Below are 21,447 nucleotides of genomic sequence, written 5' to 3'. Positions count from 1 at the left end.
TTGCCGGACGGGATCACCGCACCCTCCGCACCACGGATCGCAGCAAGGGGGCGATGAACATGCCAGCAATGGCCGGGTTGCCGGCGGCGCGCCATCCGACTAGGAAGGCGCGATGACGACCCTCGCTTCCGACTCGCGCGACGGCCAATCGCTCGCCCCCAAGCTGCTCGGCGTCATCGGCGTCGTCTATGGCGACATCGGCACCAGCCCGCTCTACACCATCCGCGAATGCTTCACCCATCCGGGCGCCCCAGGCGTCACGGAGGGTGCGGTGCTGGGCGTGCTGTCGCTGATCTTCTGGGCGCTGACGCTGATCATCACGATCAAGTACATCTCCTTCGTGATGCGCGCCGACAACCGCGGCGAGGGCGGCGTGCTGGCCCTGACCGCGCTGGCCTTCCGCTCGCGCAAGGGCGCCAAGCGCGGCCAGCTGATCGTCATGCTGGGCATCATCGGCGCGGCGCTGTTCTACGGCGACGGCGTGATCACCCCGGCGATCTCGGTGCTCAGCGCGGTCGAGGGGCTGAAGATCGCGACACCGGTGTTCGACCCCTACATCATCCCGTTGACCCTGGTGATCCTGACCCTGCTGTTCATGGTCCAGGCGCATGGCACCGCCAAGGTCGGCCGGGCCTTCGGTCCGATCATGTGCATCTGGTTCCTGACCATCGGCGTGCTCGGCGCGGCGCAGATCGTGAACCGGCCCGACGTCATCGCCGCGATCTGGCCGAACCATGCGGTGGAGCTGTTCTTCACCCATCCCTGGGCGGCGGTGGTGGTGCTGGGGTCGGTGGTGCTGGCGGTGACCGGCGGCGAGGCGCTGTACGCCGACATGGGGCATTTCGGCCGCGGCCCGATCCGCGTCGCCTGGCTCGGTTTCGTCTGGCCGGCCCTGCTGCTGAACTATTTCGGCCAGGGGGCGCTGCTGCTGGAGAATCCGGGCGCGATCGAATCACCCTTCTACCTGATGGCCCCGTCCTGGGGCCTGTATCCGATGGTGATCCTGTCGACCATCGCCACCGTGATCGCGGCCCAGGCCGTGATCTCCGGCGCCTTCTCGATCAGCCAGCAGGCGGCGCAGCTGGGCTACATGCCGCGGCTGGAGGTGCGCCACACCTCGGCCGAGGAGAAGGGCCAGATCTACATCTCGCGGGTCAACTGGTCGCTGTACCTCGCGGTGGTGGTGCTGGTGGTCGGCTTCGGCTCCTCCAGCGCCCTGGCCGGGGCCTATGGCATCGCCGTGACCGGCACCATGGCGGTGACCAGCGTGCTGGCCTATCTGGTGGCCCGTCACCGCTGGGGCTGGAGCCGCTGGACCGCGCTGCCGCTGTTCGCCCTGTTCCTGTTCATCGACGTGGTGCTGTTCGGCGCCAACACCATCAAGCTGTTCCATGGTGGCTGGTTCCCGCTGGTGCTGGCGGTGTGGCTGACGACGATGATGTGGGTGTGGCGCAAGGGCCGCGAGATCCTGTTCCGCCGCCGCTACCGCGACGCCATCCCGCTGTCGACCTTCGTCGAGGGCAAGATGTACAAGCGGGCGCACCGGGTGCCCGGCACCGGCATCTTCATGACCGGCAATGTCGGCGTGGTGCCCTTCGCCCTGCTGCACAACCTGAAGCACAACAAGATCATCCACGAGCGGGTGGTGCTGCTGAAGGTCGAGACCACCGACGAGCCGCGGGTGGACGACGAGCAGCGCATCGAGATCAAGGACCTGGGCGACGGCTTCTACACCATCATCGTGCGCTACGGCTTCCAGCAGCAGCCCGACGTGCCCCGGGCGCTCGCCGCCTGCGCCGGCAAGGGCCTGGGCTTCAACATGGCCGACACCTCGTTCTTCATGAGCCGGGAATACTTCGTGCCGTCGTCGCGGCCGGAGCTGCCGCCGTGGCAGGAATGGCTGTTCATCCTGATGTCGAACAACGCCCTGAGCGCCACCGAGTTCTTCCGCATCCCGGCCAACCGGGCGGTGGAGCTGGGCTCGCATCTCGAGATCTGAGAGCCCGTCCGGGAGGGCCCTGCCGCAAACCGGCCGGGGTGCGGCGCGGCCTCGATTGACACCCGCCCGCGGCCCCGCTTTAGTCCCCCGGCGCCCAGTTGACGCCTGCCCAATCGACGCCTGACGGGAGTGACGGGATGAAGAAGGTCTATCCGGATGCGACGGCGGCGCTGGCCGGCGTGCTCCGCGACGGGATGATGATCATGGCCGGCGGCTTCGGCCTGTCGGGCATTCCGGAGAAGCTGATCGACGCGATCGCCGACAGCGGCGTCACCGGGCTGACCGTGATCTCCAACAATTGCGGCATCGACGGCGCCGGCCTGGGCAAGCTGCTCGAGCGCGGCCAGATCAAGAAGATGATCTCGTCCTATGTCGGCGAAAACAAGCTGTTCGCCCAGCAGTACCTGTCCGGCGCGCTGGAGCTGGAGTTCAACCCGCAGGGCACGCTGGCCGAGCGCATCCGCGCCGGCGGCGCCGGCATCCCCGCCTTCTTCACCAAGACCGGCGTCGGCACCATCGTTGCCGAGGGCAAGGAGGTGCGCGAGTTCGACGGCGCCCAGTATGTGATGGAGCGCGGGCTGTTCGCCGACCTGGCCATCGTCAAGGCCTGGAAGGGCGACACCGAGGGCAACCTGATCTACCGGAAGACGGCGCGGAACTTCAACCCGATGATGGCCACCGCAGCCAAGGTGACGGTCGCCGAGGTCGAGGAGCTGGTCGATGTCGGCGGGCTGGACCCGAACCAGATCCACACCCCCGGCATCTATGTGAAGCGCATTCTCGAGGGCAAGAACTACGAGAAGCGCATCGAGCAGCGGACCACCCGGCCGCGCGCCGCCTGAACCCAGGGAGAGCATCATGGCCTGGACCCGTGAGCAGATGGCCGCCCGCGCCGCCCGCGAGCTGGAGGACGGCTTCTACGTCAACCTCGGCATCGGCATCCCGACGCTGGTGGCGAACTACATCCCCGACGGCATCACCGTGGCGCTGCAGAGCGAGAACGGCATGCTGGGCATGGGCCCCTTCCCCTATGAGGGCGAGGAGGACGCGGACCTGATCAACGCCGGCAAGCAGACGATCACCGAGCTGCCGCAGTCGAGCTATTTCAGCTCGGCCGACAGCTTCGCCATGATCCGCGGCGGGCACATCGACCTGTCGATCCTCGGCGCCATGCAGGTGTCGAAGGAGGGCGACCTCGCCAACTGGATGATCCCCGGCAAGATGGTGAAGGGGATGGGCGGGGCGATGGACCTGGTCGCCGGCGTCAAGCGCGTCGTCGTGATCATGGAGCACAACGCCAAGGACGGCACGCCGAAGCTGCTGAACGCCTGCGACCTGCCGCTGACCGGCAAGGCCGTGGTCGACCTCGTCATCACCGAGCTCGGCGTATTCGAGATCGGGCCGCAGGGCCTGACCCTGACCGAGGTCGCCGACGGCGTCACCGTCGACGAGATCCGGGCCAAGACCGAAGCTCCCTTCGCCACCCGGCTCTGATCTCTTCCGCCGGCGCCCCGGGCGCCGGCCGCTGGAGCCTGCGATGGACGAGACGGGTGCGGGGCCGCTGGCCGGCCACGACCGCTACGACTATAGCGCGATCGTCCACCGGCCCGGCTATGCCTGGCCGAACGGCACCCGTCTCGCCGTCTATCTCGGCCTCAACCTCGAGCATTTCGCCTTCGGCGAGGGCCTGGGCGCCGAGCTGGCGCCCGCCGGGCCGCAGCCCGACGTGCTGAACTACGCCTGGCGCGACTACGGCAACCGGGTCGGCGCCTGGCGGCTGCTGGAGCTGTTCGACCGCCTGGCCCTGCCCTGCTCGCTGATCGTCAACGCCGCGGTCTACGACCATTGCCCGGAGCTGCCGGCCGCCTTCCAGGCCCGCGGCGACGAGATCGTCGGCCATGGCCATAGCAATGCCGAGCGCCAGGGCGCCCTGGCCGAGCCCGAGGAGGCGGCACTGATCCGCCGCGCCACCGACGCCATCGCCCGCCATGCCGGGGCGCCGCCGCAGGGCTGGCTGGGGCCGTGGATCTCGCAGAGCCACCGGACGCCGGACCTGCTGCAGGAGGCCGGCTATTCCTATCTGCTGGACTGGTGCCATGACGACCAGCCGGTGTGGATGCGCACCCGGGTGGGGCGCATCCTGTCGGTGCCCTATCCGCAGGAGCTGAACGACATTCCGGCGATCGTGGCGCGCAAGATGAACGCCGACGCCTTCGCCGACATGGTGATCGGCAATTTCGACGAGATGCTGGAGCAGCAGGCGCGGGGCCAAGCCCTGGTGATGGGGGTGGCGCTGCATCCCTACATCGTCGGCCAGCCCTATCGGCTGCGCCAGCTGCGCCGCGCCCTGGCCCACATCGCCGCCCGGCGCGGCGACATCTGGATCACCACCGCCGGCGCCATCGCCGCCCATGCCGCCGCGCTGCCGGCGGGGACAGTGCCGGGCGATGTTCCGGCAGGCACGGCCACCAATCCGGCTGACTAGGTCGGACATAATGCGCTAGGGTCTCGGCCGCAGACGGGCGAAAGCGCCCCAGGATCGACACGGGAGAAGACGCAGATGGCATCGGAAACCAAGGTGGCCCTGATCACGGGCGCCGGATCGGGCGTCGGCCGGTCGGTGGCGCTGGCCTTCCTGAAGGATGGCTACACCGTCGTGCTGGCCGGCCGGCGGCAGGACGCGCTGGCCGGGACCATCCAGCAGTCGGGCGCGCCCGCGGACCGGACCCTGGCGGTGCCGACCGACGTCACCGACCCGAAGAGCGTCCGGGCGCTGTTCGACGCCACCAAGGCGAAGTTCGGGCGGCTGGACGTGCTGTTCAACAATGCCGGCGTCAATGCCCCCGGCGTGCCGTTGGAGGAGCTGACCTTCGAGCAGTGGAAGGCGGTGGTCGACACCAACCTGACCGGGCCGTTCCTGTGCACCCAGGAAGCCTTCCGGATCATGAAGGACCAGGACCCGCGCGGCGGCCGCATCATCAACAACGGCTCGATCTCGGCCCATGTGCCGCGGCCGAACTCCGCCCCCTACACCTCGACCAAGCACGCCATCACCGGGCTGACCCGGTCGACCTCGCTGGACGGGCGGAAATACGGCATCGCCTGCGGCCAGGTCGATATCGGCAACGCAGCCACCGAGATGGCGTCGCGGATGGCCAAGGGCGTGCCCCAGGCCGATGGGTCGATCAAGCCCGAGCCGCTGATGGACGCGACCCATGTCGCCAGCACGGTGCTGGCCATGGCCAACCTGCCGCTGGACGCCAACATCCAGTTCGTGACCGTGATGGCCACCAACATGCCCTTCATCGGCCGCGGCTAAACCGGGGCGGCCGGGCGGTTCAAGCCGCCCCGGCCTCCCGGATATAGGGCGTGGTTGTGGTCAGCGCCCGGAAGCCGAGCCGTTCCAGGATCGGGCGGCTCTCGGACGAGGCGTCGACGGTGAGGAAGCGGAAGCCCCGCGCCTTGGCTTCGGCGGCGCGGCGGGCGACCAAAGCGCGGTAGATGCCGCGGCCGCGCCAATGCGGCCGGGTGGCGCCGCCCCACAGATCGGCAAAGCCGGTGCCGGGGTGGAAGCGCACCCAACCGGCCGAGACGCAATGACCATCGGCCATGGCGAGGTAGACCGACAGCCGGTCCGGCGCCGCCGCGATCTCCGCCCCCAGCACCTCCGACCGCCAGTCCTCGTCGGCGCCGTAGACCGCGGCCATCAGGTCGTCGATGGCGCCGAAGCGGACCGGGTCGACCACCCGCTCGATGGTGGCGCCCTGCGGCTCGACCGGCGGCGGCAATGCGCCGTCGAGGTCCAGGGCCACCACCGTCTCCAGCCCTTCCGGCACGAAGCCGGCGGCCTCGAGCCGACGGCCGAGATCGGCCGGCGCGTCGTGGCCGTACAGCTTCCACTCCAGCGCCCGGCCCTGGCCGGCGAAGAACGCGGCCTCACGCGCGATCACCGCGTCGGCGGAGGCGGCGTCGAGCCCGCTCCACAGGATGCAGTTGTCATATGCCCCCGTGTCCGGGCCGACGGAGCGCGTCACCTCGGCCAGTTGCTCGACCCGATAGGCCGGGTCGGGCGGGACCGGGGCGCGCCGCATCTCGGCGTCGAAGCGTCTCAGGATCTCGGCCTGGTCCATCTCGTCCTCGCTCGCTGCCGCCCGCGTCGATCCGTCAGGCTTGCCCCAGGCGCCCCTTATGGCTGATTTTGGCCCGGGGCGCGACCGCGCGCCCTGTCATGTTTGAGAATCGGCACGACCGCGGCCCTGTGGTGACGGAGATATCGTGAACGCGACCCTGTTTCTGGCCTGCGGCCTCGCCGGCTTCGCCTACGGCATCTCGCCGGGGCCGGCCGTGCTCGCCCTGTTCGGCATCTCCGCCGGCCAGGGACGGAAGGCCGGCGCCGTGTTCCTGAGCGGCCACCTGGTCGGCGACGCGCTGTGGTCGTCGCTGGCGCTGGTCGCGATCATCGGCGCCCAGGCGGTCGGGCCGGCGGTGTTCGACGCGCTCGGGCTGATCTGCGGCGCCTATCTGCTGTGGCTCGGCTGGGCCGCGGTCACGGTGCGCCGCCGCGCCGATGGCGGGGTCGACACCGTGGTGCGCCGGCCACTGCTGCGCGGCCTGGTGTTCGGCGTCACCAACCCGAAGGGCTATCCGGTGGCGGTCGCGACCTTCACCGCGCTGCTGACCAGCTACGCCGCCAGCCTGTCCTGGTCGTCCTTCCCGGCGCTGGTCTTCGCCGCCTGCCTGGGCGCCGTCTGCGCCTACGCCATCCTGGTCGCCGTCACCGGTGCTGCGGCCGTGCGCGGCTTCTACCGCCGGCACGAGATCTGGTTCGTCCGCGCCTCGGGCCTGGTGTTCATCGGCTTCGCCCTGCACGCCCTGGTCCAGTCCGTCTCCGGCTTCGCCGTCCGGCGCAGCTGAGCCGCGACTTTCTTCCCCTTTCCGTGAGTCACCTGCCCCCTATGCCTTCGATCCTGACCATCGCCTTCGACGCCGACGACACCCTGTGGCACAGCGAATCGATCTTCGAGGAGACGCATGGCCGCCTGCGCGCCCTGCTCGCCCCCTGGGTCGAGGCCGAGGCGCTGGACCGCACCCTGCTCGACACCGAAGGCCGCAACCTCAAGACCTTCGGCTACGGGGTGAAGGGCTTCACCCTGTCGATGATCGAGACCGCGATCGACCTGACGCAGGGGCGCATCCCCGCGGCGGACATCCGCACCATCCTCGACCTCGGCAAGGCGATGATGGACCACCCGGTCGAGCTGCTGGACGGTGTGGTCGAGACCCTGGATGCGCTGGCGCCGGAGGCCGAGGCCGGGCGCATCCGGCTGATGGTGGTCACCAAGGGCGACCTGTTCCATCAGGAGAGCAAGGTGGCCAGATCCGGCCTCGCCGAGCGCTTCGAGCGGATTGAGATCGTGGCCGAGAAGGACGAGGCGACCTATCGCCGGATCCTGCAGCGCAGCGGCACCGCGCCGGAAGACTTTCTGATGATCGGCAATTCGATGCGGTCGGACATCTTGCCGGTGCTCGACCTCGGCGGCCGCGCCGTGCACATTCCCTACCGCATCACCTGGGCGCATGAAGCGGTCAGCCGGCCCGATATCGCCCCGCCCGGCTTCCACACCCTGGAGACCATCCGCGACGTGCCGGGCTTGGTGGCGAAGCTGGCCGGCTGATCATGTGGGCCGGCGCGGTATGACCATGTTGACCACCAGGACCTGCACCGGCTCGCCGGCTTGGTTCAGGGTGGTGATCCGGGCCTTGGCCATACCGCGGTCGGGACGCGACTGCGATGGTCGGATCTCCAGGATCTCGCTTTCGACCCGCAGCACGTCGCCCGGGCGCACCGGCCGCGGCCACCGCATCTCGTCCGATCCCGCCCCGATCAGGCCGCCCACCGGCAGGAACTCGCCGCCGACCAGCAGCTTCATGGTCAGGGCCGCGGTGTGCCAGCCGCTGGCGGCCAGGCCGCCGAACAGCGATGCCTTGGCCGCCGCCTCGTCGAGATGGAAGGGCTGCGGGTCGAATTCGGCGGCGAAGGCCTTGATCGCCTCGGTGGTGACCGCGACGGTGCCGGACCCGAAGCGCTGACCGACATGCAGGTCTTCGAGATACAGGCGGGCGGCGTCTTCGGACGGCATGGCGTGTCTCCTCGCAAGTTGCCTAGCATGGCCCGGCGGCGGCGATCGCGGAAGCCTCCTGCCATGGCGCCCGGCTCGATATGGATGTCGCAGGTGTCGACGGCACTGGCCCGGCCCGGCCCGATCGTCTACACCCGGCGGCATGACCGATCCCGGACTGGCCGCCCGCAAGGCGACCCTCGAACTTCTCCGTGCCGTGCTGTCGCAGAGGCGCCCGATCGACGAGGCCCTCGACGGCCATCTCGACCTGCGCGGGATGGAGCCGCGCGACCGCGCCTTCACCCGCCTGCTGCTGAGCACGACGCTGCGACGGCTGGGCCAGCTGGACGCGCTGATCGACGGCGCCCTGAAGTCGCCGCTGCCGCGCGCCGCCGCGACGGTGCGCGACGTGCTGCGGCTGGGATTGGCGCAGCGCCTGTTCCTGGCCACCCCGTCGCATGCCGCGGTCGACACCTCGGTCGAGCTGGCGGGGATCACCGGCTTCGCCGGCATGAAGGGGCTGGTCAACGCCGTGCTGCGCCGGCTGTCCGAGGACGGCCCGGCGCTGCTGACCGCGCAGGACGCGGCCAGGCTGAACACCCCGGCCTGGCTGTGGTCGCGCCTGACCGAGGCCTATGGCGCCGAGACCGCCGCCGCCATCGCCGCGGCGCATCTGCACGAGGCGCCGCTGGACCTGTCGGTCAAGGCCGACCCCGAGGTCTGGGCCCCGCAATTGGAGGCCCGGCTGCTGCCGAGCGGCACGCTGCGGCGCGAGGCCGGCGGCCTGGTGCCGGAGCTGCCCGGATTTGCCGAGGGCGCCTGGTGGGTGCAGGACGCCGCCGCCGCCCTGCCCGCCAGGCTGTTCGGCCCGGTTGCCGGCAAGCGGGTGCTCGACCTGTGCGCCGCGCCCGGCGGCAAGACCGCCCAGCTGGTCGCCGCAGGTGCGGACGTCACCGCGCTGGACCGCTCGACCCGGCGGCTGGCCCGCGTCGCCGAGAACCTCGAACGCCTCGGCCTGCCCGCCACCATGAAGACCGCGGATGCCGAGACCTTCACCGCGGCCGAGCCCTATGACGCGGTGCTGCTGGACGCGCCCTGCAGCGCCACCGGCACCATCCGGCGGCACCCCGACGTGCCCTATCTCAAAGGCCCGGACGACGTCGCCAAGCTGATCGGGGCCCAGTCCCGCCTGCTGCGCCATGCGGTCGAGCTGGTGCGGCCCGGCGGCATCCTGGTGTGGTGCACCTGCTCGCTGCTGCCCGAGGAGGGCGAGACCCAGATCGACCGGCTGCTGGCGACCGACGACCGCATGGTCCGGCTGCCGGTGACGCCGACCGAGGTCGGCGGGTCGGACGAGGTGCTGACCCCGGCCGGCGACGTCCGCAGCCTGCCATGTCACTGGCCCGACCTCGGCGGCCTCGACGGCTTCCACATCGCCCGGCTGCAACGCCGCGGCTGAAAGCCGTCGGCACGGCGCGGCTGATGCCGTCGGCACGTCGCGGCTGAAGGCCGTCGGCACGCCGCGGCTGCAAGCCGTCGGCCGCCGCACTGACCTTTCGATGCATTAATCATACAAAAGGGATTGCACTCGAGCGCGCGCTCTTTCACAGTTCCGCCCGAACGAGCCGGGACCCTGCGGGGCAACCCGGGACCAGGGAGGACCGAAGCGGATGGCGCTTCTGGAGCTACGAGACATCACCAAGCATTTCGGGGCGATCCACGCCCTGAACGGCGTCAGCTGGACGATCGAGCCCGGCGAGGTGGTCGGGCTGATGGGCGACAACGGCGCCGGCAAATCCACCCTGGTCAAGGTCATGGCCGGCAACTTCCCGCCGACCGCCGGCGAGATGCTGCTGGACGGCAAGCCGGTGCATTTCCACAAGCCGGTCGACGCGCGCCATGCCGGGATCGAGGTGGTCTACCAGGACCTCGCCATCGCCGACAACCTGACCGCCGCCGCCAACGTCTTCCTCGGCCGCGAGCTGAAGAAGGGCCCCTGGCCCTTCCGGCGGCTCGACCACGGCACCATGAACCGGCGGGCCCAGGCGCTGTTCGCCGAGCTGAAGTCGGAGACCCGGTCGAACGACCTGGTCCGGCTGATGTCGGGCGGCCAGCGCCAGGCGGTGGCGATCGCCCGCACCCGGCTGGCCAACGCCAAGCTGATCCTGATGGACGAGCCGACGGCGGCGATCAGCGTGCGCCAGGTGCATGAGGTGCTGGAGCTGATCCGCCGGCTGCGCGACAGCGGCATCGCGGTGATGCTGATCAGCCACCGCATGCCCGACGTGTTCGACGTCTGCGACCGGGTGATCGTGATGCGCCGCGGCCGCAAGGTCGCCGACAAGCGGATCGCGTCCAGTTCGCCGGAAGAGGTGACCGGGCTGATCACCGGCGCGTTGGAGGCGGCGTGATGGCGACGACCACGACCAGCCCGATGGGCTTCGAGAACGTCCGCCAGCCGGGCCCGCTGCACCGCATCCTGTCGTCCCAGATCACCTATGTCCTGGCGGCGCTGGTGATCCTGATGATCGTGATGACCATCGGGTCGGACAAGTTCCTGACCGAGCGCAACCTGCAGAACGTCGCCCAGAACTTCTCCTACATCGCCATTGCCGCGCTGGGCCAGACGCTGGTGATCATCCTGGCCGGCATCGACCTGTCGGTCGGGTCGGTGATGGCGGTCGGCGCCGTCGCCACCAGCCTGGCGATGGACGGCAGCGCCGATTGGGGGGTCTTCATCGACTGGCCCGGCCTGGCCCTGGCCTTCGCCGTGCTGGCAGGGGTGGCCGCCGGCGGGTTCGTCGGGCTGATCAACGGCATCCTGATCGCCCGGCTGGGCCTGTCGCCCTTCGTCACCACGCTCGGCATGCTCAGCGTCTGCCGCAGCCTGGTCTATGTCGTCACCCAGGGTCGCGGGTCGCCCACCGCAGGTCCGGCCAAGGACCTGTTCCGGACGCTGGGCAACGAACCGATCCTCGGCGCGGTGCCGCCGTCGCTGATCTACATGGTGGCGCTGGCGCTGATGATCTGGTTCCTGCTGCGCCACATGCAATGGGGCCGGCACGTCTTCGCCATCGGCGGCAACGAGCGGGCGGCGGCGCTGACCGGCGTGCCGGTCGAGCGCATCAAGATCTCGGTCTACGTGTTCTGCGGCGCGCTGGCCGGCTTCACCGGGGTGCTTCTGCTGTCCTGGCTCGGCTCCGCCCCCGCCAACACCGCCGTCGGCTATGAGCTGCGGGTGATCGCCGCCTCGGTGATCGGCGGCGCCAACCTGACCGGCGGCATCGGCGGCCCGCTGGGCGCCGTCACCGGCGCGGCGCTGATCGAGGTGATCCGCAACGGCCTGATTCTGAGCGGGGTGCAGCCCTACTGGCAGGATTTCTTCGTCGGCGTGTTCATCATCCTGGCGGTCCTGCTCGACCGCATCCGATCCAAGCGGGCGGGCTGACGCCCCGCCCGTCCGTTCCGACAACAAGCATTCAACCTGGGAGGACGACATTATGAAGAAGCTTCTTTTGGCGGCGGTGGCATTGGGCGCACTGGCGGCGATGACCGGCGGCGCGAACGCGGCGGACAAGCTGCGCTTCGCCCTGGTGCCGAAGGCCATGAACAACCCCTATTTCGACCTGTCGCGCGACGGCTGCATGGAAGCCGCCAAGAAGCTCGACATCGAATGCGTCTATATCGGCCCGGTCGAGCATGAGCCGGCCAGCGAGGCGCAGATCGTGCAGGACCTGATCACCCAGGGCATCGACGGGCTGGCGATCTCGGTCGCCGATGTCGACGCGCTGACCAACGTGATCAACCAGGCGGTCGCGGCCGGCATCCCGACCATCACCTTCGACGCCGACGCGCCGGGGTCGAAGCGCCAGGCCTTCGTCGGCACCGACAACTACGCCATGGGCAAGGCGATCGGCGAGATGGCGGCCAAGCTGCACCCGAAGGGCGGCACCTTCGCCCTGGTCTCGGGCGGCCCGGCCGCGGCCAATCTGAACGACCGCGTCCGCGGCACCATCGACGGGCTGGGCGCCGGCTGGACCCAGGTCGCCGGGTCGCCGCTGTACTGCAACGACGACGCGGCGCTGGCCGTGCAGCAGCTGCAGGACACGCTGACCGCGCATCCCGACATCGACGCCCTGCTGCCGGTCGGCGGCTGGCCGCTGTTCGTGCCGGACGCCTTCCGCAACTTCGCCGAGCCGATCAAGGCCAAGCTGGCGTCGAAGGAGGTCGTGCTGGTCTCGGCCGACACGCTGAAGACCGAGCTGGAGCTGCTGCGCGACGGCTACGCCAACGCCCTGATCGGCCAGCAGCCGCATGAGATGGGCGCGCTGGCGATGGAGACGCTGTTCAAGCTGAAGAAGGGCGAGAAGGTGCAGGAGATCACCTATGTCGGCCTCGACGTCGTGACCCCCGACAACGTCAAGGAATTCCTCGCCAAGGCCAAGTAGGCCGCGGTCGGACGGGGCCGGGCGCAGCTGCGCGCCGGCCCCGGTTTCCTGCCCCCGGCCTCGTCATGGTTGTGACGGGCCCGGTCCCTTGTTATTCAGGGACGATCATGGTCAAACCCGTCCTGATCGCCCCCTCGATCCTCTCCGCCGATTTCGCCCGCCTGGGCGAGGAAGCCCGCGCCATGACCGAGGCCGGGGCCGACTGGCTCCACCTCGACATCATGGATGGGCATTTCGTGCCCAACATCACCTTCGGCCCGTCCGTGGTGAAGGCGCTGCGGCCCTGGTCCGCCCTGCCCTTCGACGTGCATCTGATGATCGGCCCGGCCGACCCCTACATCCCGGCCTTCGCCGAGGCCGGGGCGGACCGCATCAGCTTCCACCCCGAGGCCGGCCCCCACCCGCACCGCACCGTCCAGCTGATCCGCTCGCTCGGCAAGGCGCCGGGCGTGGTGCTGAGCCCCGGCACGCCGATCGCCATGGTCGAGGAGCTGCTGGGCGACATCGACCTGGTGCTGGTGATGACGGTCAATCCCGGCTTCGGCGGGCAGAGCTTCATCGAAAGCCAGGTCGACAAGGTCGCCCGGCTGCGCGAGATGATCGACAAGGCCGGCCTGGACGTGCGGATCGAGATCGATGGCGGGGTGACGCCGGAGACCGCGCCGCGTGTGGTCGCCGCCGGTGCCGACACCCTGGTCGCCGGCACCGCGGCATTCCGCGGCGGGCCCGCGGCCTACGCCGCCAACATCGCCGCCATCCGCGGCAACGGCTGATACATGCGGAGCCCGCGCACCCTCACCCGCAACGTCCACGACCAGCTGACGCGGATCGCCTATTCAAATCCGCTCTACTCCGTGGCGCTCGGGCGCAAGGGACCGCGCGACCTGCTGATGGTGCCGCCCGACCCCTGGCCGGGCGACGCCGAGCGCGGCGCGGCGCTGATCGCCGGGGTCTACCGGCTGGGCGGCCAGACCTATGAGGCGGCGGCCGCGGCGCCATGGGAGCCGTTCGGCGCCGACCCCAGCTTCACCGAGGCGCTGCACGGCTTCGAATGGCTGCGCGACCTGCGCGCCGCCGGCGGCGACCAGGCCCGGCGCCAGGCGCGGCGGCTGATCGACCATTGGATCGAGCGCTACGACCGCTGGCACCCGCTGATGTGGCGTCCGGACATCCTGGGGCTGCGCATCGCCAGCTGGCTGGGCGCCCATGATTTCTTCTGCGCCAGCGCCGACGACGATTTCCGCGCCCGCGTCTTCGCCAGCCTGTCGCGACAGCTGCGCCATTTGACCCGCGTCGCCGACGGCGACCCGCTGGACCCGCGCCAGATCCAGACGGTGAAGGGGCTGGTCTACGGCGCCGTCGCCCTGCCGCAGGGCCGCGCGCGGCTGGACCTGGCCCAGCGCATCCTGGGCAAATGCCTGCCGCGCCAGGTGCTGCCGGATGGCGGGCACGTCCAGCGCAACCCGTCGATCCACCTGACCATGCTGCGGCACCTGATCGACATCCGCGCCGCCTTCCGCGCCGCCCAGAGCCATGTGCCGGACGCGCTGCACCTGGCGATCGACCGGATGGCGCCGGCGCTGCGCCTGTTCCGCCACGGCGACGGCGGCTTCGCCCTGTTCAACGACGCGCAGGAGGGCGAGCCGGTGCTGATCGACGCCGTCCTGGCCCAGGCCGATTCCAAGAACCGGGCGCCGAAGAGCGCGCGGCACAGCGGCTTCGAACGCGCCATGGCCGGCCGCACCCTGTTGCTGATGGATGTCGGCGCCCCGCCGCCCGCCGGGCTGGACGGCGGCAGCCATGCCGGGCTGCTGAGCTTCGAGCTGTCGGTCGGGCGCGAGCGCATGATCGTCAATTGCGGCGCCTGGACCGGCCGCGGCACGCCCGAGGACAGCGCCTGGCACACCGCGCTGCGCGGCACGCCGGCGCATTCCACCCTGTCGGTCGCCGGCCGCGATTCGGCCGAGATCCTGCGCGACGGCGGCATCGGCAAGCGACCGCGCGACATCGAGATCGACCGCCAGGAGACGCCGCAGTCGATCCTGATCGACGCCTGGCATGACGGCTATCGCGAGGCGATGGGGCTGATCCACCGCCGCCGGCTGGAGCTGTCGGCCAATGGCGACGAGCTGCGCGGCGAGGACATCCTGTTCGCCGAGAACGAGACTTCGCGCGGCCTGCCCTTCGCCATCCGCTTCCACCTGCACCCGGCGCTGCAGCTGTCGCCGGTGCAGGGCGGCAGCTCGGTGATCATCCGGCTGCCCGGCGGCGACGGCTGGCGGCTGCGCGGCTATGGCGGCGAGGTGGCGCTGGAGGAAGGCGTCTATGCCGGCCGCGGCGCCGACCGCCGCAAGACCACCCAGGTGGTGATCTGGGGCGAGGTCGGGCCCGAGAGCACCGGCGTGCAGTGGATCCTGCGCCGCGAGCGGCGTTTAGCTTAGCCCCCAAGCCACGCGCGGGTCGACATCCCTCCCCGTCGGGTCTAAAGACGGGCGCATCCCGTTCAGGAGCCGTCCGATGATGACCGAAGCCGCCCTTCCGATCCGCCGCGCGCTGATCTCCGTTTCCGACAAGGCCGGCATCGTCGAGTTCGCCCGGTTCCTGGCCGACCGCGGCGTCGAGATCCTGTCGACCGGCGGTTCCTACAAGGCGATGGCCGACGCCGGCATCCCGGTCAAGGAGGTCTCGGCCCACACCGGCTTCCCCGAGATCATGGACGGCCGGGTCAAGACCCTGCACCCCAAGATCCATGGCGGCCTGCTGGCCCGGCGCGACAGCGACGAGCACCTGGAGGCGATGACCGATTACGGCATCGCCCCGATCGACCTGCTGGTGTCGAACCTCTACCCGTTCGAGGCCACGATCGCGCGCGGCGCCAGCTTCGACGACGGCATCGAGAACATCGACATCGGCGGCCCGGCCATGACCCGCGCCGCGGCCAAGAACCACGCCTTCGTCGCCGTCGTCACCTCGCCGGTCGACTACGAGCCGCTGCGGCTGGAGATCGCGTCCAACGGCGGCACGCTGGGCGCCACCCGCCGCCGCCTGGCCGCGGCCGCCTTCGCCCGCACCGCCGCCTATGACGCCGCCATCGCCGGCTGGTTCGCCGAGGTCGAGGGCGAGACCTTCCCGCCGCGGCTGTCGCTGTCGGGCAAGCTGGCCGAGACCCTGCGCTACGGCGAGAACCCGCACCAGGCCGCCGCCCTGTACCTGACCGGCACGCCGGTGCCCGGCCCGGCCACGGCCGAGCAGCTGCAGGGCAAGGAGCTGAGCTACAACAACATCCTGGACGCCGACGCGGCGTTCGAGGCGGTGTCGGAATTCGCCGAGCCGGCGGTGGTCATCGTCAAGCACGCCAACCCCTGTGGCGTCGCCGTCGCCGCAACGCTGGGCGAGGCCTATGCCAAGGCGCTGATCTGCGACCCGGTCAGCGCCTTCGGCGGCATCATCGCTGCCAACCGGCCGATCGACGGCGCCACGGCCCAGGCTATCACCGCGCTGTTCGCCGAGGTGGTGATCGCCCCGGAGATCACGCCGGAAGCGGCCGCCGTGTTCGCGGCCAAGGCCAATCTGCGGGTGCTGAAGACCGGGGGCATGCAAGACCCGAAGCAGCGCCGCCGCATCCTACGCAGCGTCGCCGGCGGCTTCCTGACTCAGACCCGCGACGACGCGGCCCCGGTGGCATCGGAACTGAAGGTGGTGACACGCAAGGCGCCGACCGCAGGGCAGATCGACGACCTCTTGTTCGCCACCCAGGTGGCCAAGCATGTCCGGTCCAACGCCATCGTCTTCGCCAAGGGCCGCATCACCGTCGGCATCGGCGCCGGGCAGATGAGCCGGGTGGACAGCGTCAAGATCGCGGTGGCCAAGGCGGCCGAGGCGGCGACGGCGGCCGGCGAGACCGGGTCTCGCATCGCCGGGTCGGTGGCGGCGTCGGAGGCCTTCTTCCCCTTCGCCGACGGGCTGGTGGCCCTGGTCGAGGCCGGCGCCACCGCGGTGATCCAGCCCGGCGGGTCGATGCGCGACCGCGAGGTGATCGACGCCGCGGACGCCGCCGGCATCGCCATGGTGTTCACCGGGCGCCGGCACTTCCGGCACTGAGCGGCCATCGCGGGTAGGTTGGGTTCGCCCTGGCGAACCCACACGCATCCGATCGTGGGATGTTGGGTTCGCACCCGCGAACCCAACCTACGCGGAGAGGCTTACCCCCGAGCCGGTTCCCGCACCGTCGCCACGATCAGGCCGCCGATCGCGAACAGGGCGATGACCACCGCCATGCCGGCGCGCTGGCTGGCGAACACGGCCGTCGCGGCCGCGAACAGCCAGGGGCCGACGAAGCCGGTGGCGCGGCCGGTCAGGCCGTACAGGCCATAGGCCTCGGCCTCGCCGCCTGCCGGGGCCAGCCGCCCCATCAGGGTCCGGCTGGCCGCCTGGGCCGGGCCGAGGAACAGGCCCAGCACCAGGGCCAGGCCGATGAACCAGACCGGGTCGGTGACCAGGATCAGCGGCACGCCGATGGCGACCAGCCCGACGATGGCGATCAGGATCGTCGGCTTCGACCCGATCCCGTCATCGACCCAGGCGAACAGGAACGCGCCGATGCCCGAGGTCACGTTGAGGCCGATCGCGAACAGCACGATCTGCCCGAAATTGAGGCCCAGGGCGCCCGCGGCGTAGATGCCGCCGAAGGCGAACAGCACGTTGAAGCCTTCGCGGTAGATGGCGCTGCCGACCAGGAAGCGGACCATGTTGCCCTGGGCGGGCAGCGATTTCAGCGTGCGCCCCAGATCGGCCAGGCCGCGGCGGATCGCGGTGCCGATCGGGGCCCCGCCCGGCCGTTCGCGGACCAGCAGCAGCAGCGGCAGGGCGAACACCACCCACCACAGCGCCACCAGCGGCCCGGTGGCGCGCGGCCCGGCCTGGGCCACGTCCGGCAGCGGCAACAGCGGCGCGGCGCCACCGAAGCCGATCAGCCCGAACAGGGCGATGACCAGGCAGAACAGCCCGCCGAAATAGCCGAGGCCCCAGCCCCAGCCGGAGACGCGGCCGAGCATCCCGGGCGGCGCCACGTCGATCAGCAGCGCGTTGTAGAAGACGTAGGACAGTTCGAAGGCGATGGTGGCGATGCCGACCAGGAGCATCGCCGGTACGATCGACGACGGCTCCGGCGCCATGAACCAGAGCAGCGCGGTCGGCACCACCGACACCGCGACGCAGGTGGCCAACCAGGCCTTGCGCCGCCCGCCATGGTCGGCCACGGCGCCGAGGACCGGGCTGAGCAGCGCGATGGCAATGCCGGCGCTGCCGGCGACGACACCCCACAGCGCCGCGCCATGGTCGGCGTCGCCGACGATGCCCTTGGCGAAATAGACCGAGAACACGAAGGTGCCGATGACCGTGTTGAAGGCGCTCATCGCCCAGTCGTAGAGGCACCAGCCGAAGATCGCGGACCGCGAGGAGGCCGGCGCGGCGGCGGGGGCGGCGTCAGCGGTCACTTGGAAATTCCTCGGCGACGGAAAGTCCAGAGTCCGGAATCAGCGGCGGCAAGCAATCCTGGTCCCCCCTCCCCTTGCGGGAGGGGGTAGGGGGAGGGGGTTCGTGCCGGAGGAGCAGAACCCGGCCTCAGGATCCGGCCGGCGACGGCTGTCGAATCAGCCCGGGCCGCGCCCTTCGCTCGACAGCCCCCTCCCCCTAGCCCCCTCCCGCAAGGGGAGGGGGGACTTGATGGGGCGGATTCCCTCGCCTTACCCCCAGGGCCCGCGGGCCGGGGTGTCGGCCACGCCGGCCATGCGCCGCAGCGCGGCGACGCGGTTGGCGGTCGAGGGATGTGTCGAGAACAGGCTGTCGACCGCATTGGCATGCAACGGATTGATGATGAACATCGGCGCGGTGGCGGGGTTGCGCTCGGCCGCAGCGTAGTCGATCCCCTTGGCGAAGGCTTCGATCTTCTCCAGCGCCGCGGCCAGCCACAGCGGCCGGCCGCAGATCTCGGCGCCGACCCGGTCGGCCTCGTATTCGCGGCTGCGGCTGATCGCCATCTGCACCATCATGGCGGCCAGCGGCGCCAGGATCACGGTCAGGATCACGCCGATGAAGCCCAGCGGGTTGTTGCGGTTGTTGCCGCCGCCGAAGAACAGCCCGAAATTGGCCAGCATCGACAGCGCGCCGGCCAGGGTGGCGGTGATCGTCATGATCAGCGTGTCGCGGTTGCGGACATGCGCCAGCTCATGCGCCATCACCGCCGCCACCTCTTCCGGCGACAGCCGCTGCAGCAGGCCGGTGGTGGCCGCGACCGCCGCATTCTGCGGGTTGCGGCCGGTGGCGAAGGCGTTGGGCTGGTCGGCGTCGATCAGGTAGACCCGCGGCATCGGCAGCTGCGCCTGTTCCGCCAGCTGCGCCACCAGCCGGTAGAAGTCGGGCGCGCTGCGGGCGTCGACCTCGCGCGCATTGTGCATGCGCAGCACCATCTTGTCGGCGTTCCAATAGGCGAACAGGTTCATGCCCACCGCCACCAGCAGCGCGATGACGACTCCGCCCCGCCCGCCGAGCAGACCGCCCACCACCATGAACAGCGCGGTGAGGGCCGCCAGAAGCAGCGCCGTGCGGACATACCCCGACATCCGAATCCTCCGTTGGTTCTCGCCCCGGATCAAATGGCCCTATCGTCCCCCCGATCAAGGCTGGACGCGAGGCCCCCGCCTCGCCATATCAGGGGAATGAGCGATCACGACCCCACCCCCACCAAGCCGCCCGTACCCGATGCATTGGCCGCCAAGACACTGGCCGAACGCATCGATGTCCGCACCGGCGCGCCGATCGAGGCCGTGCCGCAGAAGCCCGGCGAGATCGGCGGCCCCAAGGGCCCCGAGCCGACCCGCTACGGCGACTGGGAAGTCAACGGCCGCTGCTCGGATTTCTAAACCCTAGGACACTGCCGGCAGCGTCACGGTCGATCTGAACTTCGATGCCGGATGCGGGCCGGACGGCACCGGCGGGTGCTTCGGCGCCTCGCCCGGGCCAGGCAGGTCGGCAGGCAGGCGATCGACTGCACCAGGCCTATCCGCCCCTCCCCTTTGCCCCTGCCATCTCACGACGAGGCGTGGCCGCGGTCAGAGCCTGATCGCCGGCGCCGTTTGTCGCCCTGGCCTTGTCATCCCCCGGCCGGCGGTCTATGTGCCGGATCGGCGGTTCCGCTGCAGTGGCCCGCCCAAGAGATTCCGGCCAAAGAGATTTCGGGAGGTCGCATGATCGCCACCCCGCTCCACCGCCGCACCCTGTTCCGCGCCGCCGGCGCCGCCGCCCTGCTGGCCGGGCTGCCGGCCGCGCAGCGCGCCGCGGCGGCGGAAGAGCAGGGCCTGGCCCTCGGCGCCGCAACGCCGTTCTCCTACGACCTGCTGACGGCGCGGGCCCAGGCGCTGGCGGCGCAGCCCTACCAGCCGCCCTACCGGCCGGCGCCGGAGATCGTCGAGGCCATCGACTACGACGCCCATGGCAAGATCAAGTTCAAGACCGACCTCGCGCCCTATGCCGACGGCACCGGCGCCTATCCCGCCACCTTCTTCCATCTCGGCCGCTTCTTCGGCGAGGCGGTGCGGATGAATCTGGTCGTCGGCGACGATTCCCGCGAGATCCTGTACCGGCCGCGCTATTTCGACATGCCGGAGGACAGCCCGGCCCGCAAGCTGCCCGCCGATTCCGGCTTCGCCGGCTTCCGCCTGCAGGAATCGAACAAACGCGACGACTGGCGCACCCAGGACTGGGTCGCCTTCCTCGGCGCCTCCTACTTCCGGGCGATCGGCGCGCTGGGCCAGTACGGCATGTCGGCGCGGGGCATCGCCATCGACGTCGCGGTCAAGGGCAGCCCGGAAGAGTTCCCGATCTTCACCCAGTTCTTCATCGCCGAGGCGCCCGACCCGGCGCAGCCGGTGGTGGTCTGCGCCCTGCTGGACGGGCCCAGCGTCAGCGGCGCCTACCGCTTCACCCTGCACCGCACCGAAGGGGTGGTGATGGAGGTCGAGGCGGCGGTGTTCCTGCGCAAGGCGGTGACCCGGCTGGGGCTGGCGCCGCTGACCTCGATGTTCTGGTACGGCGAATACGGTCGCGGCCGGATGCTGGACTGGCGGCCCGAGGTGCATGATTCCGACGGGCTGGCGATCTGGACCGCCGGCGGCGAGCGGATCTGGCGGCCGCTGAACAATCCGCGCGAGATCATGGTGTCCAGCTTCGGCGGCGACAGCCCGCGCGGCTTCGGCCTGATGCAGCGCGACCGCAACTTCGACCACTATCTCGACGGCGTGTTCTACGACCGCCGCCCGAGCGTGTGGGTCGAACCGCTGGCGCCGCTGGGTCGCGGCGCGATCCAGCTGGTGGAACTGCCGACCGACGACGAGATCCACGACAACATCGTCGCCTTCTGGGTGCCGGAGGACCGGCCCGCCGCCGGGTCGCGCCTGGACCTGAGCTACCGGCTGCACTGGCTGGCGGACGAGCCCTATCCCGACCAGGCCGTGGCCCGCACCATCGCCACCCGGATGGGCCGCGGCGGCGAACCGGGCAAGCCCCGCCCGCCCGGCGTGTACAAGATCGTCGCCGAATTCGACAACCCGGCGGTGATGCGGCAGATCCCCTACGGCGTGTTCCCCGACGTGGTGGTGACGGCGTCGCGCGGCACCATCGTCCGGCCGTTCAGCGAGCCGGTGCCGAACGGCAATGTCTGGCGCGCCACCTTCGATCTCGCGGTCGACGGCACCGACCCGGTGGAGCTGCGCCTGTTCCTGCGACTGAACGACAAGCCGCTGACCGAGACCTGGCTGTACCAGTTTCACCCGGAGCCGCCGCCGGCCTGAGCCCGGCGCGGGGAACCCTGGTTCCCCGCCGGCCG

At 70.5% G+C, this 21,447-nt stretch carries 20 protein-coding genes; 16 read left to right on the top strand and 4 right to left on the bottom strand.

Features of this window, described 5'->3' with window-relative positions; genetic code table 11:
- The first annotated feature begins 112 nt into the window (after window positions 1-112).
- The 5 genes from E9232_RS21425 to E9232_RS21405 all read left to right on the top strand — a co-directional run bounded on the left by E9232_RS21425 (window position 113) and on the right by E9232_RS21405 (window position 5,318).
- Complete coding sequence (locus E9232_RS21425; protein ID WP_309797283.1) at window positions 113-1,999, top strand: potassium transporter Kup; 1,887 nt, start codon at window positions 113-115, stop codon at window positions 1,997-1,999.
- 137 nt (window positions 2,000-2,136) lie between these two features.
- Window positions 2,137-2,841, top strand: a complete 705-nt coding sequence (locus E9232_RS21420) for a CoA transferase subunit A (protein WP_309797281.1) — start codon at window positions 2,137-2,139, stop codon at window positions 2,839-2,841.
- 16 nt (window positions 2,842-2,857) lie between these two features.
- Window positions 2,858-3,493 carry a CoA transferase subunit B gene (locus tag E9232_RS21415; RefSeq protein WP_309797279.1) on the top strand — a complete coding sequence of 212 codons (636 nt, stop codon included), beginning with the start codon at window positions 2,858-2,860 and terminating at the stop codon, window positions 3,491-3,493.
- A 43-nt stretch (window positions 3,494-3,536) separates the two neighbouring features.
- A complete protein-coding gene (locus E9232_RS21410) occupies window positions 3,537-4,484 on the top strand; it encodes a polysaccharide deacetylase family protein (protein ID WP_309797277.1) in 948 nt (315 codons plus the stop codon).
- A 75-nt stretch (window positions 4,485-4,559) separates the two neighbouring features.
- Entirely contained in the window at window positions 4,560-5,318 is a 759-nt protein-coding gene (locus E9232_RS21405; RefSeq protein WP_309797275.1) for an SDR family oxidoreductase, read from the top strand.
- Window positions 5,319-5,337: 19 nt separating this feature from the next.
- Here the strand turns inward: E9232_RS21405 and E9232_RS21400 are convergent, their stop codons facing one another.
- Window positions 5,338-6,129, bottom strand: a complete 792-nt coding sequence (locus tag E9232_RS21400; protein ID WP_309797273.1) for a GNAT family N-acetyltransferase — start codon at window positions 6,127-6,129, stop codon at window positions 5,338-5,340.
- A gap of 145 nt (window positions 6,130-6,274) precedes the next feature.
- Between E9232_RS21400 and E9232_RS21395 the strand changes: the two genes are divergently transcribed.
- Together E9232_RS21395 and E9232_RS21390 are read left to right on the top strand one after the other, a co-directional pair.
- Entirely contained in the window at window positions 6,275-6,913 is a 639-nt protein-coding gene (locus tag E9232_RS21395) for a LysE family translocator (RefSeq protein ID WP_309797271.1), read from the top strand.
- Between the two features lie 41 nt (window positions 6,914-6,954).
- Entirely contained in the window at window positions 6,955-7,674 is a 720-nt protein-coding gene (locus tag E9232_RS21390) for an HAD family hydrolase (protein WP_309797269.1), read from the top strand.
- Here E9232_RS21390 and E9232_RS21385 read toward each other — a convergent pair whose 3' ends face one another.
- Window positions 7,675-8,139: a MaoC family dehydratase gene (locus E9232_RS21385; protein ID WP_309797267.1), complete on the bottom strand. Its 465-nt coding sequence runs from the start codon at window positions 8,137-8,139 to the stop codon at window positions 7,675-7,677.
- Between the two features lie 142 nt (window positions 8,140-8,281).
- On the opposite strand from E9232_RS21385, the gene E9232_RS21380 reads away from it, so the two are divergent.
- The 7 genes from E9232_RS21380 to purH all read left to right on the top strand — a co-directional run bounded on the left by E9232_RS21380 (window position 8,282) and on the right by purH (window position 16,667).
- Complete coding sequence (locus E9232_RS21380) at window positions 8,282-9,577, top strand: RsmB/NOP family class I SAM-dependent RNA methyltransferase (protein ID WP_309797265.1); 1,296 nt, start codon at window positions 8,282-8,284, stop codon at window positions 9,575-9,577.
- 211 nt (window positions 9,578-9,788) lie between these two features.
- Window positions 9,789-10,529, top strand: coding sequence for an ATP-binding cassette domain-containing protein (locus tag E9232_RS21375; protein WP_309797264.1), 741 nt, complete (start codon window positions 9,789-9,791; stop codon window positions 10,527-10,529).
- The gene (locus tag E9232_RS21370; RefSeq protein ID WP_309797261.1) at window positions 10,529-11,566 is read left to right on the top strand and encodes an ABC transporter permease; all 1,038 of its coding nucleotides are present in this window, start codon (window positions 10,529-10,531) and stop codon (window positions 11,564-11,566) included. The genes E9232_RS21375 and E9232_RS21370 overlap by 1 nt, the downstream gene beginning before the upstream one ends.
- Window positions 11,567-11,618: 52 nt before the next feature.
- The gene (locus E9232_RS21365) at window positions 11,619-12,566 is read left to right on the top strand and encodes a sugar-binding protein (protein ID WP_309797259.1); all 948 of its coding nucleotides are present in this window, start codon (window positions 11,619-11,621) and stop codon (window positions 12,564-12,566) included.
- Between the two features lie 107 nt (window positions 12,567-12,673).
- Window positions 12,674-13,339 (top strand): ribulose-phosphate 3-epimerase, encoded by a 666-nt coding sequence (gene rpe, locus E9232_RS21360; RefSeq protein WP_309797257.1) that lies wholly within the window; start codon window positions 12,674-12,676, stop codon window positions 13,337-13,339.
- Between the two features lie 3 nt (window positions 13,340-13,342).
- Window positions 13,343-15,007, top strand: coding sequence for a heparinase II/III family protein (locus tag E9232_RS21355; protein ID WP_309797255.1), 1,665 nt, complete (start codon window positions 13,343-13,345; stop codon window positions 15,005-15,007).
- Window positions 15,008-15,086: 79 nt separating this feature from the next.
- Window positions 15,087-16,667, top strand: coding sequence for a bifunctional phosphoribosylaminoimidazolecarboxamide formyltransferase/IMP cyclohydrolase (purH, locus tag E9232_RS21350; RefSeq protein WP_309797453.1), 1,581 nt, complete (start codon window positions 15,087-15,089; stop codon window positions 16,665-16,667).
- A 101-nt stretch (window positions 16,668-16,768) separates the two neighbouring features.
- On the opposite strand, the gene E9232_RS21345 is transcribed toward purH, so the two are convergent.
- Window positions 16,769-18,061, bottom strand: coding sequence for an MFS transporter (locus E9232_RS21345; RefSeq protein WP_309797254.1), 1,293 nt, complete (start codon window positions 18,059-18,061; stop codon window positions 16,769-16,771).
- A 249-nt stretch (window positions 18,062-18,310) separates the two neighbouring features.
- Window positions 18,311-19,186: a zinc metalloprotease HtpX gene (gene htpX / locus E9232_RS21340; RefSeq protein WP_309797253.1), complete on the bottom strand. Its 876-nt coding sequence runs from the start codon at window positions 19,184-19,186 to the stop codon at window positions 18,311-18,313.
- A 96-nt stretch (window positions 19,187-19,282) separates the two neighbouring features.
- Between htpX and E9232_RS21335 the strand changes: the two genes are divergently transcribed.
- Complete coding sequence (locus E9232_RS21335) at window positions 19,283-19,486, top strand: DUF1674 domain-containing protein (RefSeq protein ID WP_309797251.1); 204 nt, start codon at window positions 19,283-19,285, stop codon at window positions 19,484-19,486.
- Window positions 19,487-19,810: 324 nt separating this feature from the next.
- Entirely contained in the window at window positions 19,811-21,412 is a 1,602-nt protein-coding gene (locus tag E9232_RS21330) for an OpgD/OpgG family glucan biosynthesis protein (RefSeq protein ID WP_309797250.1), read from the top strand.
- Window positions 21,413-21,447: the final 35 nt, after the last annotated feature.

It is taken from the genome of Inquilinus ginsengisoli (assembly GCF_031453975.1).
GTDB classification, from domain to species: domain Bacteria; phylum Pseudomonadota; class Alphaproteobacteria; order DSM-16000; family Inquilinaceae; genus Inquilinus; species Inquilinus ginsengisoli_A.
This window is presented reverse-complemented; position numbering and strand designations above follow the sequence as displayed.